Here is a 12,204-nt window from a genome sequence, read left to right on the forward strand (position 1 = left end):
GAACAATGGCACTGAAAAAATTCAACCCGGTAACGCCGAGCACCCGCCAGCTGGTCATCGTTGACCGCTCGGGCCTCTACAAGGGCAAGCCCGTCAAGGGCTTGACCGAGGGCCTAACCAAGTCGGGCGGCCGCAACAACCATGGTCGCATCACCGCCCGCTTCATCGGCGGTGGTCACAAGCGTTCGTACCGCATCATCGACTTCAAGCGCCGCAAGTTCGACGTCGTCGGCACGGTCGAGCGTATTGAATACGATCCGAACCGCACCGCCTTCATCGCGCTGATCAAGTATGACGATGGGGAATTGTCGTACATCATTGCCCCGCAGCGTTTGGCTCCCGGCGACAAGATCGTCTCCGGTGAATCGGTCGACGTGAAGCCGGGTAATGCGATGCCCCTGGCTTCGATGCCGGTCGGCACCATCGTCCACAACATCGAGCTAAAGCCGGGCAAGGGCGCCCAGGTGGCACGCTCGGCCGGCGGCTACGGCCAGCTGGTCGGCCGCGACCAGGGCATGGCTATCCTGCGCCTCAATTCGGGCGAGCAGCGTGTCGTGCACGGTTCCTGCATGGCCACCGTCGGTGCCGTGTCCAACCCGGACCATGGCAACATCAATGACGGCAAGGCCGGTCGCACCGTCTGGCGCGGCAAGCGCCCGCACAATCGCGGCGTGACCATGAACCCGGTCGACCATCCGCACGGCGGCGGCGAAGGCCGCACCTCGGGTGGCCGCCATCCGGTTTCGCCCTGGGGCAAGCCGACCAAGGGCAAGAAGACGCGGTCCAACAAGGCGACCGACAAGTTCATCCTGCGCTCGCGCCATCAGCGCAAGAGCTAAGAAGAGGTAACGCCAAGTGACTCGTTCTATTTGGAAAGGCCCCTTCATCGACGGCTACCTTCTCAAGAAGGTGGACAAGGTTCGTGAAGGTGGTCGCAATGAGGTGATCAAGATGTGGAGCCGTCGCTCCACCATCCTGCCGCAGTTCGTCGGCTTCACCTTCGGTGTCTACAACGGCCAGAAGCATGTTCCCGTCTCGGTCAACGAGGACATGGTCGGTCACAAGTTCGGTGAATTCGCTCCGACCCGGACCTATTACGGTCACGGCGCGGATAAGAAGGCGAAGAGGAAATAATCATGGGCAAGGCCAAAGCTCCGCGAAGGCTTGCTGACAACGAGGCGCGCGCCGTGTTGCGCACGATCCGTATCAGCCCGCAGAAGCTGAACCTGGTTGCCGCGCTCATCCGCGGCAAGAAGGTCGCGACAGCGCTTTCCGACCTCGAATTCTCGGCCAAGCGGATTTCCGGCACGGTCAAGAAGACGCTGGAATCGGCGATCGCCAACGCGGAAAACAACCACGACCTCGACGTCGACGCGCTGATCGTGGCGGAAGCCTATGTCGGCAAGTCGATCGTCATGAAGCGGTTCCATGCTCGTGGACGTGGTCGCGCCAGCCGCATCGAGAAGCCGTTCTCGCACCTCACGATCGTCGTTCGTGAAGTCGAAGAAAAAGGGGAGGCCGCATAATGGGCCAGAAAGTCAATCCGATCGGTTTGCGCCTCGGCATCAACCGCACCTGGGATTCGCGCTGGTTCGCGAACACCGGCGAATACGGCAAGTTGCTGCATGAGGACATCAAGATCCGCAAATATCTTGAGAAGGAACTCAAGCAGGCTGCGATCTCCAAGGTCGTCATCGAGCGGCCGCACAAGAAGTGCCGCGTCACCATCCATGCCGCGCGCCCGGGTCTGATCATCGGCAAGAAGGGCGCCGACATCGAGAAGCTTCGCAAGAAGCTGATGGAGATGACGAAGTCCGAGACGCACCTCAACATCGTCGAAGTGCGTAAGCCGGAGATCGACGCGACCCTAGTCGCGCAGTCGATCGCCCAGCAGCTCGAGCGCCGTATCGCGTTCCGCCGCGCCATGAAGCGCGCCGTCCAGTCGGCGATGCGCCTTGGGGCCGAAGGCATCCGCATCAACTGCGCGGGACGCCTCGGCGGCGCCGAGATCGCGCGCATGGAGTGGTATCGTGAAGGCCGCGTGCCGCTGCATACGCTGCGTGCCGACGTCGACTACGGGACCGCTGAAGCGCAGACGGCTTACGGTATCTGCGGCGTCAAGGTCTGGGTGTTCAAGGGCGAGATCCTGGAACACGACCCGATGGCTTCGGAGCGTCGCGCGACCGAGGGTGATGCCGCGCATGGCGGTGGTGGTGATCGCGAACGCGGTCGTCGTCGCGAAAACGCCTGAGACATTTAGGAATTTGGAGTTAGAACGATGCTGCAGCCAAAGCGCACAAAGTTCCGCAAGCAGTTCAAGGGCCGTATCCATGGTACCGCAAAGGGCGGCACCAATCTGGATTTCGGTGGTTTCGGGCTGAAGGCGCTTGAGCCGAACCGCGTTACCGCGCGTGAGATCGAGGCGGCCCGCCGCGCCATCACTCGCGAAATGAAGCGCGCCGGCCGCGTCTGGATCCGTATTTTCCCGGACGTGCCTGTCACCTCGAAGCCGACCGAAGTCCGCATGGGCAAGGGCAAGGGCGCGGTCGATTATTGGGCGGCGCGCGTCAAGCCGGGCCGGATCATGTTCGAGATCGACGGCGTCAACGAGGAAACCGCCCGTGAGGCACTGCGTCTCGGCGCGGCCAAGCTCTCGGTCAAGACGCGCTTCGTGCAGCGCATCGCAGAATAAGGACGGGCTGATCATGAAAGCCGAAGACATCCGGACCAAGACCCAGGACCAGCTGACCGACGACCTGGCCAGCCTGAAGAAGGAGCAGTTCAACCTGCGCTTCCAGAAGGCCACCGGCCAGCTCGAGAAGACCGCGCGCGTGAGACAGGTCCGTAAGGACATTGCGCGTATCAAGACCATCGCCGCGGAAAAGTCCGCGGCTAAGAAGGCTTAAGGACGAAAACCATGCCAAAGCGCATTCTGCAGGGCACCGTCGTCAGCGACAAGAACGAGAAGACGGTTGTCGTCAAGGTCGAACGGCGCTTCACGCATCCCGTGATGAAGAAGACCGTGCGCATGACCAAGAAGTACAAGGCGCACGACGAGAACAACGCCCACAAGGTTGGCGATCAGGTGTTCATCCAGGAATCGAAGCCGATTTCCAAGGACAAACGCTGGATCGTCGTGTCTTCGGACCAGGCCTGACCGGCCGGCGTGAACAAGCGAATTTTGGACAGACCGGGGAGGGGCTTTGAGCCCGTCCCGTTAAGAAGAGAAGAAGGCGGCCAGTCATGATTCAGATGCAAACAAACCTCGACGTCGCGGATAATTCCGGCGCGCGTCGTGTCATGTGCATCAAGGTGCTGGGCGGCTCGAAGCGGAAATACGCTTCCGTGGGCGACATCATCGTGGTGTCCATCAAGGAAGCCATTCCGCGCGGCCGCGTTAAGAAGGGCGATGTGATGAAGGCGGTCGTGGTTCGCACGGCCAAGGACATCCGCCGCCCGGACGGCAGCGTGATCCGTTTCGACAAGAACGCGGCCGTTCTCGTCGACAACAAGAAAGAGCCTATCGGCACGCGTATCTTCGGACCGGTTCCGCGCGAACTTCGCGCCAAGAACCACATGAAGATCATCTCGCTCGCGCCTGAAGTGCTGTAAGGAGCCGGACCAATGCAGAAGATTAGAAAAGGCGACAAGGTCGTCGTGCTGGCCGGCAAGGACAAGGGCCGCTCGGGCGAGGTCCTCTCGGTTCAGCCGAAGGACGACACCGCGCTTGTGCGCGGAGTCAACCTGATCCGCCGTCACCAGAAGCAGTCCCAGTCCCAAGAGGGCGGGATCATCACCAAGGAAGCGCCGATCCAGCTGTCGAACATCGCGCTGGCCGACCCCAAGGATGGCAAGCCGACCCGTGTCGGCTTCATCGTCCAGCAGGACGGCAAGAAGGTGCGCGTCGCCAAGCGCTCGGGAGAAGTCATCAATGGCTAAGGCTCAAACCACGAAGCCCAAGGCTGAAAGCAATCAGTCCAAGGCCCAGAACACGCCGCGCCTCAAGCAGGTCTACAACGAGACCATCCGCAAGGCGCTGCAGGAACAGTTCGGCTACGAGAACGAGATGCAGGTTCCGCGCATCGACAAGATCGTGCTCAACATGGGTGTCGGCGAAGCGACCGGGGATTCGAAGAAGCCTTCGATCGCGGCCGAGGACCTGGCCATGATCGCCGGCCAGAAGGCCGTCGTCACCCGCGCCCGCAACTCGATCGCCGGCTTCAAGGTGCGCGAGAAGATGCCGATCGGCGCCAAGGTCACGCTACGCAAGGAACGCATGTATGAGTTCCTCGACCGTCTCGTGAATATCGCACTGCCGCGCGTCCGCGACTTCCGTGGACTGAACCCGAAGAGCTTCGATGGCCGTGGCAATTACGCCATGGGCATCAAGGAACACATCGTGTTCCCGGAGATCAACTACGACAAGGTTGATCAGATCTGGGGCATGGACGTCATCGTTTGTACGACTGCGAAGACGGACGACGAAGCCAGGGCATTGCTCAAGGCCTTCAACTTCCCCTTCCGCCAGTAACGGCAGCGAGAAAAGGAAAAATCTGAAATGGCAAAGACCAGCTCAGTCGAGAAGAACAACAGGCGCCGCAAGCTCGCCGACCAGTACGGCCCCAAGCGAGCCGCCCTCAAGGCGATCATCATGGATCAGTCCAAGCCGATGGAGGAGCGCTTCCGCGCCCAGCTCAAGCTTGCCGCCTTGCCGCGCAACTCGGCCAAGATCCGCATCCGCAACCGCTGCGAAGTCACCGGCCGTCCGCGCGCCTATTATCGCAAGCTCAAAGTATCGCGCATCGCGCTTCGGGATCTCGGCAACAACGGCCAGATCCCGGGCCTGGTGAAGTCGAGCTGGTAAGGAGGACATACGATGTCATTGAGCGATCCTCTCGGCGATATGCTGACCCGCATCCGCAACGCCTATGGCCGCAAGAAGTCGAGCGTTTCGACGCCGGCTTCGCGCCTGCGCACCCGCGTCCTCGACGTGCTGAAGGCTGAAGGCTATATCCGCGATTACAGCCAGACCGACTTCGACAACGGCAAGTCCGAAATCGAGATCGAGCTGAAGTATTTCGACGGCGCGCCGGTCGTGCGCGAAATCGCCCGCGTTTCGAAGCCGGGCCGCCGCGTCTATGTTTCGGCGAAGTCGATCCCGCACGTCGCCAACGGCCTCGGCATTGCCATCCTTTCGACACCGAAGGGCGTGATGGCCGACCATGAAGCGCGTGAACAGAATGTCGGCGGCGAGATACTCTGCCAGATCTTCTGATCCGGCAGCTCCGCAAAGTGGAATCCGGTCTTCGGATCGTTCCGAAGACCGAGACCTGAAACAAGAGAAGTGACGAGGACAACAAAATGTCTCGTATTGGAAAGAAACCCGTTTCGCTGCCGCAGGGCGTGACCGCGACCGTCAACGGCCAGACCGTGACGGCGAAGGGCCCCAAGGGTGAGCTGAAGTTCGTGGTGAACGAAGAAGTCCTGGTTAAGATGGAGGATGGCGAGATCGCTGTCCAACCTCGCGACCAGAGCAAGACCGCCCGCTCGAAATGGGGCATGTCGCGCACGCAGATCGTCAACATCCTGCAGGGCGTCAAGGACGGCTTCGAGAAGAAGCTCGAGATCACCGGCGTCGGCTATCGCGCCGCCCTCCAGGGCAAGAACCTGCAGCTGGCGCTTGGCTTCAGCCATGATGTCGTATACGAGACGCCGGCCGGCATCACGATCACTGTGCCGAAGCCGACGGAAATCACCGTTGCCGGTATCGACAAGCAGCAGGTCGGCCAGGTTGCGGCCGAGATTCGCGAATATCGCGGTCCTGAGCCCTACAAGGGCAAAGGCGTCCGTTACGCTGGCGAGAAGATCGTGCGCAAGGAAGGCAAGAAGAAGTAGTGATCCTCGCCCAGAAAGGCTACGGCCTTTTCGGCAAGGACCACGTCAAGGAAGTGTAACGCCGCGGGGAGCGGTCGCGGGAGGCGCTATCGCCTACCGCACAAGGCGGCCCCTGTTTTTTGAAGGCAAGGAAGACATTATGGGTACCAAGGAATCCACGCAGCGCCGTGCGCAGCGCGTTCGCCGCCAGATCAAGAAGGTTGCGGGCGAACGGCCCCGCCTTTCCGTGCACCGCACGTCGAAGAACATCTATGTTCAGGTCATCGACGATGCCAAGGGTCACACCATCGTTGCCGCCTCGACGCTCGAGAAGGACCTCAAGGGGTCGCTCAAGACTGGTGCCGACACAGCGGCAGCCGCGGCGATCGGCAAGCTGATCGCCGAGCGCGCCACCAAGGCCGGCGTCAAGGAAGTCGTCTTCGACCGCGGCGCCTATATCTATCACGGCCGCGTCAAGGCGCTCGCCGACGCCGCCCGTGAAGGTGGCTTGAGCTTCTAATTCCGAGAATTTCGCCCCCGGTGACCCACAGAGGCGCCGGATCTTATCAGCAACCGTGCTTCCGGAAAAAAACAAGGAACAGGATATGGCACAGGAACGTAGGGATGGCGGCCGCGGCCGCGATCGTGAAGAACGCGATGACGGGATGGTGGACAAGCTCGTCCACATCAACCGCGTCGCCAAGGTCGTCAAGGGCGGCCGTCGCTTCGGTTTTGCGGCACTCGTTGTCGTCGGTGATCAGAAGGGCCGCGTCGGCTTCGGTCACGGCAAGGCGCGCGAAGTGCCAGAAGCTATCCGCAAGGCAACCGAGTCCGCCAAGCGCGACATGATCTTCGTGCCGCTGCGCTCGGGCCGCACGCTCCACCACGACGTCGAAGGACGCTGGGGCGCGGGTCGTGTCCTGCTGCGCGCCGCCAAGCAGGGTACCGGCATCATCGCCGGCGGCCCGATGCGCGCTGTCTTCGAGACGCTCGGCATGCATGACGTGGTCGCCAAGTCGATGGGGTCGTCGAACCCCTACAACATGGTTCGCGCCACCTTCGACGCGCTGAAGAGCCAGATGCATCCCAAGGATGTGGCTGCCGCTCGCGGCATCAAATATTCGACCCTTCAGGCCCGCCGCGGCACCGCCGTCGCGGCTGAAGAATAGTCGATCTGACCAGGGATTTTGACCATGGCCAAGCAAACTACCAAGACCGTCACCGTTGAGCAGATCGGCTCGCCGATCCGCCGCCCGAAGGAACAGCGCGCGACGCTGGTCGGGCTCGGTCTCAACAAGATGCACAAGCAGCGCACGCTGGAGGATACGCCCTCCGTGCGCGGCATGATCGCCGCCGTCCAGCATCTCGTCCGCGTCGTGGACGAGGGCTGAGCGAGAGCGCAGGAGAACCCAGATGAAACTCAACGATCTGCGTGACAAGGACGGCGCGACGCATTCCAAGAAGCGTCTCGGCCGCGGCATCGGCTCCGGCTCCGGCAAGACCGCCGGCCGCGGCGTCAAGGGTCAGAAGGCGCGCTCCGGCGTTGCCGTCAACGGCTTCGAGGGTGGCCAGATGCCTCTCTATCGGCGCCTGCCCAAGCGTGGCTTCAACAACATCTTCGCCAAGAGCTTCACCGTCGTTTCGCTGGCCCGCATCCAGGTCGCCATCGACGCCAAGAAGCTGGACACCAAGGCAACCGTGACCGCTGACTCGCTTGTTGCAGCCGGCGTGATCCGTCGAGTCAAGGACGGCGTGCGGATCCTGTCCGACGGCGAGATCACGGCAAAGCTCGACTTCGACGTTGCCGGCGCCTCCAAGGCCGCCATCGAGAAGATCGAAAAGGCCGGCGGTTCGGTCAAGCTGCCGGAGAAGAAGGCGGCTGCCGAGTAATGGCGATCTGAAGCGCGGTCGGCAAGGCGGCTTCCGTTTCTGTCGATCATCGCGCTTTGATCCGCTCAATCAGGTGGCCGCGTCAACGCGGCCGCTTGCATGTTTAGGGCCCGGAGCTTATCTCGTGAGCCTGGGTGAGACGCGCCTGACCCCACGGGCCAACAAGCGTTACCAAGCGGAGAATCAGGCATGGCTTCGGCTGCTGAACAATTAGCCTCGAATCTGAATTTCTCGGCCTTCGCCAAGGCGGAGGATCTGAAGAAACGCATCTGGTTCACCATCGGCGCGCTGCTCGTCTATCGCCTCGGTACCTACATTCCGCTTCCCGGCATCAATCCAGACGCCTTTGCGCAGGCTTTTTCCTCGCAGAGCAAAGGCGTGCTCGGCATGTTCAACATGTTCGCCGGCGGCGCCGTGCAGCGCATGGCGATCTTTGCCCTCGGCATCATGCCTTACATTTCCGCGTCCATCATCATGCAGCTGATGACCTCGGTCATCCCATCACTGGAAGCGCTGAAGAAGGAAGGCGAGCAGGGCCGCAAGGTCATCAACCAATACACGCGCTACGGCACCGTGCTGCTGGCGCTGGTCCAGGCCTATGGTATTTCGGTGGGCCTCGAGGGCGGCAACGGCATCGTCAGCGATCCCGGCATGTTCTTCCGCATCTCAACTGTCGTCACGCTGGTTGGCGGCACAATGTTCCTGATGTGGCTCGGTGAGCAGATCACCGCGCGCGGCATCGGCAACGGCATTTCGCTGATCATCTTCTCCGGCATCGTCGCCGGCCTGCCGCACGCCATCTCAGGCACTCTGGAACTCGGCCGTACCGGCGCGCTTTCGACCGGCCTGATTCTGGCGATCATCGTCTTGGCCGTCGTCGTCATCGCACTCATCGTGTTCTTTGAGCGCGCTCAGCGCCGCCTGCTGATCCAATATCCGAAACGCCAGGTCGGCAATCGGATGTTCCAGGGCGATACCTCGCACCTGCCGTTGAAGCTCAACACATCGGGCGTCATCCCGCCGATCTTCGCTTCGTCGCTGCTGTTGCTGCCGGCGACTGTCGCCGGCTTCTCGCAGACGACCAATCTGCCGGGCTGGGCAAGCACAGTGCTGGCCTCGCTTGGCCACGGCCAGCCGCTCTACATGGCGTTCTACGCCGCGATGATCGTGTTCTTCGCCTTCTTCTACACCGCGATTGTCTTCAACCCGAAGGACACCGCCGACCAGCTCAAGAAGCATTCGGGCTTCATCCCCGGCTATCGTCCGGGCGAGCGCACCGCCGATTACATCGATTACGTTCTTACCCGCATCACTGTCGTCGGCGCCATTTACCTGGTGCTGGTATGCCTGCTGCCGGAGTTCCTGATCTCGGCGACTGGCGTACCGTTCTACCTCGGTGGCACATCGCTTCTGATCGTGGTCAGTGTCACGCTCGATACCGTCGCGCAGATCCAGGGCCATCTGATCGCGCATCAGTATGAAGGCTTGATCAAGAAGTCGAAGTTGCGTGGGGGAAAGAAAGCCAGATGAGGTTGATATTGCTTGGGCCGCCAGGGGCGGGCAAGGGGACGCAAGCACAAAGACTGGTAGAAAAACACGGCATACCACAGCTCTCGACGGGCGATATGCTGCGGGCTGCCGTCCAGGCCGGCACCGAGGTCGGCAAGCGCGCCAAGGCGGTCATGGATGCCGGTGAACTGGTCTCGGACGCCATCGTCAACGCCATCGTCGCCGAGCGCATCGACCAGGCTGATTGCGCCAAGGGCTTCATCCTCGATGGATACCCGCGCACCCTGGTGCAGGCTGATGCCGTCGATGCGATGCTCGCGCAACGTGGCATGAGCCTCGACATCGTCATCGAGCTCGTCGTCGACGACCGGGCGTTGGTCGGACGGATTGTCAAACGGGCTGATGATGCCAAGGCTGCCGGCCAGCCGGTCCGGAAGGACGACAACCCCACGGTGTTCGAAGACCGTCTACGGGAATATTACAAGAAGACCGCCCCGCTGATCGGCTACTACTACGCCAAGGGCAAACTCAAGGCCGTCGACGGCATGGCGGACATCGATGCGGTCACCGGCGAGATCGAAACTGTGCTTGCGGCGACGGTCGGGGGACCGGAGCCGGTAAATTAACGATTGTACTTGACGGCACCCGCTCGCTGCGGTATGGCGGCCCGTCTTCCTACAGGCATGGGCTTTGCTTGTCCGCAAGGGCAAGGGCAGCCGCTTTGACTGGAAACTCCCGCATGGGCCGGCCTCCACCGGACGCGGGGCAACGTAAAGATTGCGCCGTGCTTGTCTTTTAAGAGGTCGGGCGGCCCACATGGAGCAGAGAAGAATATGGCTCGTATAGCCGGCGTCAACATTCCGACCAATAAGCGCGTTGTCATTGCGCTTCAGTACATTCACGGCATCGGCAAGAAGTTCGCCCAGGAGATCGTCGACAAGGTCGGCATCCCGGCCGAACGCCGTGTCAACCAGCTGACCGACGCGGAAGTGCTGCAGATCCGCGAGACTATCGACCGCGACTACCAGGTCGAAGGCGACCTGCGCCGCGAAGTGTCGATGAACATCAAGCGTCTGATGGACCTCGGCTGCTACCGCGGCCTGCGTCACCGCCGCTCGCTGCCGGTTCGCGGCCAGCGCACGCATACCAATGCACGCACCCGCAAGGGCCCGGCCAAGTCGATCGCCGGCAAGAAGAAGTAAGTCAGCGAATAGCACGCCACCCATTAGCGATTAGGGAGTCCTATCGCTAGTGGCTGCGCACTATTCGCTTTTAAAGGTGGAGCCGCTGGTATTACGGCGGTGTAGAGATCAATCGAAAGGACCATCATGGCCAAGGAAGCCGCTCGTGTTCGCCGTCGCGAACGCAAGAACATCTCGTCGGGCGTTGCCCACGTCAATTCGACCTTCAACAACACGATGATCACCATCACCGACGCGCAGGGCAACTCGATTGCCTGGTCGTCGGCCGGTGCCCAGGGCTTCAAGGGTTCGCGCAAGTCGACCCCGTTCGCCGCCCAGATGGCTGCCGAGGACGTCGCCAAGAAGGCCCAGGAACACGGCATGCGCATGCTTGAGGTCGAGGTCTGCGGACCCGGCTCCGGTCGTGAATCGGCATTGCGCGCCCTGCAGGCGGCCGGCTTCACCATCACCTCGATCCGTGATGTGACGCCGATCCCGCATAATGGCTGCCGCCCGCGCAAGAAGCGTCGCGTCTAAGCATTTATCGAACGCCGCGCGAGCGCCCCACGGGCGTTCCTCCACGGCATTCCAGGTCGCCCGCCACGATTGGATGGTGGCGGGTCAACGGAAGGAAAGCATCATGATCCAGAAAAATTGGCAGGAACTGATCAAGCCGAACAAGATCGAGTTCTCGTCGAAGAAGAAGACGCTGACCACGCTGGTCGCGGAGCCGCTCGAGCGTGGCTTTGGCCTCACCCTCGGCAATGCCCTGCGTCGCGTGCTTTTGTCTTCGCTGCGCGGTGCGGCCGTTACCGCCGTGCAGATCGACGGCGTTCTGCATGAATTCTCGTCCATCGCCGGTGTGCGCGAGGACGTGACCGATATCGTTTTGAACATCAAGGAGATCGCCATCCGCATGGAAGGCGACGGCCCCAAGCGCATGGTCGTGCGCAAGCAGGGACCGGGCGCTGTTCTGGCCGGCGACATCCAGACGGTTGGCGACGTCGAAATCCTCAACCCCGATCACGTCATCTGCACGCTGGACGAAGGCGCTGAAATCCGCATGGAATTCACCGTCGACACTGGCAAAGGTTACGTGCCGGCTGACCGCAACCGTGCAGAGGACGCACCGATCGGACTCATCCCGGTCGACAGCCTCTATTCGCCGGTCAAGAAGGTTTCCTATAAGGTTGAGAACACCCGCGAGGGCCAGGTTCTCGACTATGACAAGCTGACCATGACCATCGAGACCGACGGCTCGATCACCGGCGAGGACGCGGTGGCTTTCGCCGCCCGCATCCTGCAGGACCAGCTTGGCCTGTTCGTCAATTTCGACGAGCCGCAGAAGGAAGTCGCCGCCGAAGCCGTCACCGAGCTCGCCTTCAATCCGGCGCTGCTCAAGAAGGTCGACGAACTCGAGCTCTCTGTGCGTTCGGCCAACTGCCTGAAGAACGACAACATCGTCTACATCGGCGATCTGATCCAGAAGACCGAAGCCGAGATGCTGCGCACCCCGAACTTCGGCCGCAAGTCGCTGAACGAGATCAAGGAAGTCCTGGCGGCGATGGGCCTGCACCTCGGCATGGAAGTGCCGGACTGGCCGCCGGAAAACATCGAAGACCTCGCGAAGCGTTACGAAGATCAATATTGAGCATGAATTCCAAGGATCGGGCGACCGCTCGATCCGACGGTCATGCGGAAAACCATCAGAGGTCTTGGCCTCTTGAACAACTGAAGAAGGAAATGAGCC

General features: G+C 61.5%; 22 protein-coding genes. All 22 read left to right on the forward strand.

Annotated elements, in window-relative coordinates:
• Window positions 1–5: 5 nt before the first annotated feature.
• Window positions 6–839, forward strand: a complete 834-nt coding sequence (gene rplB, locus LB513_RS14690) for a 50S ribosomal protein L2 (protein ID WP_024505067.1) — start codon at window positions 6–8, stop codon at window positions 837–839.
• A gap of 16 nt (window positions 840–855) precedes the next feature.
• Window positions 856–1,134: a 30S ribosomal protein S19 gene (rpsS, locus tag LB513_RS14695; protein WP_006205463.1), complete on the forward strand. Its 279-nt coding sequence runs from the start codon at window positions 856–858 to the stop codon at window positions 1,132–1,134.
• A gap of 2 nt (window positions 1,135–1,136) precedes the next feature.
• On the forward strand, window positions 1,137–1,526 hold the full coding sequence (rplV, locus tag LB513_RS14700; RefSeq protein ID WP_006205462.1) for a 50S ribosomal protein L22: 390 nt from the start codon (window positions 1,137–1,139) through the stop codon (window positions 1,524–1,526).
• Window positions 1,526–2,251: a 30S ribosomal protein S3 gene (gene rpsC / locus LB513_RS14705; protein WP_224664221.1), complete on the forward strand. Its 726-nt coding sequence runs from the start codon at window positions 1,526–1,528 to the stop codon at window positions 2,249–2,251. Before rplV ends, rpsC begins: the two co-directional genes overlap by 1 nt.
• Window positions 2,252–2,278: 27 nt before the next feature.
• Window positions 2,279–2,692 (forward strand): 50S ribosomal protein L16, encoded by a 414-nt coding sequence (gene rplP, locus LB513_RS14710; protein WP_013531427.1) that lies wholly within the window; start codon window positions 2,279–2,281, stop codon window positions 2,690–2,692.
• Between the two features lie 13 nt (window positions 2,693–2,705).
• On the forward strand, window positions 2,706–2,906 hold the full coding sequence (rpmC, locus tag LB513_RS14715) for a 50S ribosomal protein L29 (RefSeq protein WP_006205459.1): 201 nt from the start codon (window positions 2,706–2,708) through the stop codon (window positions 2,904–2,906).
• An 11-nt stretch (window positions 2,907–2,917) separates the two neighbouring features.
• Entirely contained in the window at window positions 2,918–3,157 is a 240-nt protein-coding gene (gene rpsQ / locus LB513_RS14720) for a 30S ribosomal protein S17 (protein WP_010909280.1), read from the forward strand.
• An 86-nt stretch (window positions 3,158–3,243) separates the two neighbouring features.
• The gene (rplN, locus tag LB513_RS14725; RefSeq protein WP_006205457.1) at window positions 3,244–3,612 is read left to right on the forward strand and encodes a 50S ribosomal protein L14; all 369 of its coding nucleotides are present in this window, start codon (window positions 3,244–3,246) and stop codon (window positions 3,610–3,612) included.
• Window positions 3,613–3,624: 12 nt separating this feature from the next.
• Window positions 3,625–3,939, forward strand: a complete 315-nt coding sequence (rplX, locus tag LB513_RS14730; protein WP_224664222.1) for a 50S ribosomal protein L24 — start codon at window positions 3,625–3,627, stop codon at window positions 3,937–3,939.
• Complete coding sequence (rplE, locus tag LB513_RS14735; protein WP_224664223.1) at window positions 3,932–4,531, forward strand: 50S ribosomal protein L5; 600 nt, start codon at window positions 3,932–3,934, stop codon at window positions 4,529–4,531. The genes rplX and rplE overlap by 8 nt, the downstream gene beginning before the upstream one ends.
• A 27-nt stretch (window positions 4,532–4,558) precedes the next feature.
• Window positions 4,559–4,864, forward strand: coding sequence for a 30S ribosomal protein S14 (gene rpsN / locus LB513_RS14740; RefSeq protein ID WP_010909282.1), 306 nt, complete (start codon window positions 4,559–4,561; stop codon window positions 4,862–4,864).
• A 12-nt stretch (window positions 4,865–4,876) separates the two neighbouring features.
• Window positions 4,877–5,275 (forward strand): 30S ribosomal protein S8, encoded by a 399-nt coding sequence (gene rpsH / locus LB513_RS14745; protein WP_006205453.1) that lies wholly within the window; start codon window positions 4,877–4,879, stop codon window positions 5,273–5,275.
• 86 nt (window positions 5,276–5,361) lie between these two features.
• Window positions 5,362–5,895, forward strand: coding sequence for a 50S ribosomal protein L6 (gene rplF / locus LB513_RS14750; protein WP_224664224.1), 534 nt, complete (start codon window positions 5,362–5,364; stop codon window positions 5,893–5,895).
• A gap of 139 nt (window positions 5,896–6,034) precedes the next feature.
• Window positions 6,035–6,394 carry a 50S ribosomal protein L18 gene (gene rplR / locus LB513_RS14755; protein ID WP_224664225.1) on the forward strand — a complete coding sequence of 120 codons (360 nt, stop codon included), beginning with the start codon at window positions 6,035–6,037 and terminating at the stop codon, window positions 6,392–6,394.
• Window positions 6,395–6,479: 85 nt separating this feature from the next.
• Window positions 6,480–7,043, forward strand: coding sequence for a 30S ribosomal protein S5 (gene rpsE, locus LB513_RS14760; protein WP_006333394.1), 564 nt, complete (start codon window positions 6,480–6,482; stop codon window positions 7,041–7,043).
• Window positions 7,044–7,067: 24 nt separating this feature from the next.
• Complete coding sequence (gene rpmD, locus LB513_RS14765) at window positions 7,068–7,265, forward strand: 50S ribosomal protein L30 (protein WP_224664226.1); 198 nt, start codon at window positions 7,068–7,070, stop codon at window positions 7,263–7,265.
• A gap of 22 nt (window positions 7,266–7,287) precedes the next feature.
• The gene (rplO, locus tag LB513_RS14770; RefSeq protein WP_224664227.1) at window positions 7,288–7,764 is read left to right on the forward strand and encodes a 50S ribosomal protein L15; all 477 of its coding nucleotides are present in this window, start codon (window positions 7,288–7,290) and stop codon (window positions 7,762–7,764) included.
• Window positions 7,765–7,953: 189 nt separating this feature from the next.
• On the forward strand, window positions 7,954–9,294 hold the full coding sequence (secY, locus tag LB513_RS14775) for a preprotein translocase subunit SecY (protein WP_224664228.1): 1,341 nt from the start codon (window positions 7,954–7,956) through the stop codon (window positions 9,292–9,294).
• The gene (locus LB513_RS14780; RefSeq protein ID WP_224664229.1) at window positions 9,291–9,899 is read left to right on the forward strand and encodes an adenylate kinase; all 609 of its coding nucleotides are present in this window, start codon (window positions 9,291–9,293) and stop codon (window positions 9,897–9,899) included. The genes secY and LB513_RS14780 overlap by 4 nt, the downstream gene beginning before the upstream one ends.
• A 207-nt stretch (window positions 9,900–10,106) precedes the next feature.
• Window positions 10,107–10,475, forward strand: coding sequence for a 30S ribosomal protein S13 (rpsM, locus tag LB513_RS14785; protein WP_006205445.1), 369 nt, complete (start codon window positions 10,107–10,109; stop codon window positions 10,473–10,475).
• A 126-nt stretch (window positions 10,476–10,601) separates the two neighbouring features.
• Window positions 10,602–10,991 carry a 30S ribosomal protein S11 gene (gene rpsK / locus LB513_RS14790; protein ID WP_006205444.1) on the forward strand — a complete coding sequence of 130 codons (390 nt, stop codon included), beginning with the start codon at window positions 10,602–10,604 and terminating at the stop codon, window positions 10,989–10,991.
• Between the two features lie 103 nt (window positions 10,992–11,094).
• A complete protein-coding gene (locus tag LB513_RS14795) occupies window positions 11,095–12,105 on the forward strand; it encodes a DNA-directed RNA polymerase subunit alpha (RefSeq protein WP_013531438.1) in 1,011 nt (336 codons plus the stop codon).
• Window positions 12,106–12,204: the final 99 nt, after the last annotated feature.

Origin of the sequence: Mesorhizobium sp. ES1-1 (genome assembly GCF_020164785.1) — a bacterium.
Lineage (GTDB): Bacteria > Pseudomonadota > Alphaproteobacteria > Rhizobiales > Rhizobiaceae > Mesorhizobium.

What these genes read in the sequence shown, in the direction of transcription:
- rplB (WP_024505067.1), top strand. Translation starts at nt 6, where the DNA reads ATGGCACTGAAAAAATTCAACCCGGTAACGCCGAGCACCCGCCAGCTG.
- rplV (WP_006205462.1), top strand. Translation starts at nt 1,137, where the DNA reads ATGGGCAAGGCCAAAGCTCCGCGAAGGCTTGCTGACAACGAGGCGCGC.
- rpsC (WP_224664221.1), top strand. Translation starts at nt 1,526, where the DNA reads ATGGGCCAGAAAGTCAATCCGATCGGTTTGCGCCTCGGCATCAACCGC.
- rplP (WP_013531427.1), top strand. Translation starts at nt 2,279, where the DNA reads ATGCTGCAGCCAAAGCGCACAAAGTTCCGCAAGCAGTTCAAGGGCCGT.
- rpmC (WP_006205459.1), top strand. Translation starts at nt 2,706, where the DNA reads ATGAAAGCCGAAGACATCCGGACCAAGACCCAGGACCAGCTGACCGAC.
- rpsQ (WP_010909280.1), top strand. Translation starts at nt 2,918, where the DNA reads ATGCCAAAGCGCATTCTGCAGGGCACCGTCGTCAGCGACAAGAACGAG.
- rplN (WP_006205457.1), top strand. Translation starts at nt 3,244, where the DNA reads ATGATTCAGATGCAAACAAACCTCGACGTCGCGGATAATTCCGGCGCG.
- rplX (WP_224664222.1), top strand. Translation starts at nt 3,625, where the DNA reads ATGCAGAAGATTAGAAAAGGCGACAAGGTCGTCGTGCTGGCCGGCAAG.
- rplE (WP_224664223.1), top strand. Translation starts at nt 3,932, where the DNA reads ATGGCTAAGGCTCAAACCACGAAGCCCAAGGCTGAAAGCAATCAGTCC.
- rpsN (WP_010909282.1), top strand. Translation starts at nt 4,559, where the DNA reads ATGGCAAAGACCAGCTCAGTCGAGAAGAACAACAGGCGCCGCAAGCTC.
- rpsH (WP_006205453.1), top strand. Translation starts at nt 4,877, where the DNA reads ATGTCATTGAGCGATCCTCTCGGCGATATGCTGACCCGCATCCGCAAC.
- rplF (WP_224664224.1), top strand. Translation starts at nt 5,362, where the DNA reads ATGTCTCGTATTGGAAAGAAACCCGTTTCGCTGCCGCAGGGCGTGACC.
- rplR (WP_224664225.1), top strand. Translation starts at nt 6,035, where the DNA reads ATGGGTACCAAGGAATCCACGCAGCGCCGTGCGCAGCGCGTTCGCCGC.
- rpsE (WP_006333394.1), top strand. Translation starts at nt 6,480, where the DNA reads ATGGCACAGGAACGTAGGGATGGCGGCCGCGGCCGCGATCGTGAAGAA.
- rpmD (WP_224664226.1), top strand. Translation starts at nt 7,068, where the DNA reads ATGGCCAAGCAAACTACCAAGACCGTCACCGTTGAGCAGATCGGCTCG.
- rplO (WP_224664227.1), top strand. Translation starts at nt 7,288, where the DNA reads ATGAAACTCAACGATCTGCGTGACAAGGACGGCGCGACGCATTCCAAG.
- secY (WP_224664228.1), top strand. Translation starts at nt 7,954, where the DNA reads ATGGCTTCGGCTGCTGAACAATTAGCCTCGAATCTGAATTTCTCGGCC.
- LB513_RS14780 (WP_224664229.1), top strand. Translation starts at nt 9,291, where the DNA reads ATGAGGTTGATATTGCTTGGGCCGCCAGGGGCGGGCAAGGGGACGCAA.
- rpsM (WP_006205445.1), top strand. Translation starts at nt 10,107, where the DNA reads ATGGCTCGTATAGCCGGCGTCAACATTCCGACCAATAAGCGCGTTGTC.
- rpsK (WP_006205444.1), top strand. Translation starts at nt 10,602, where the DNA reads ATGGCCAAGGAAGCCGCTCGTGTTCGCCGTCGCGAACGCAAGAACATC.
- LB513_RS14795 (WP_013531438.1), top strand. Translation starts at nt 11,095, where the DNA reads ATGATCCAGAAAAATTGGCAGGAACTGATCAAGCCGAACAAGATCGAG.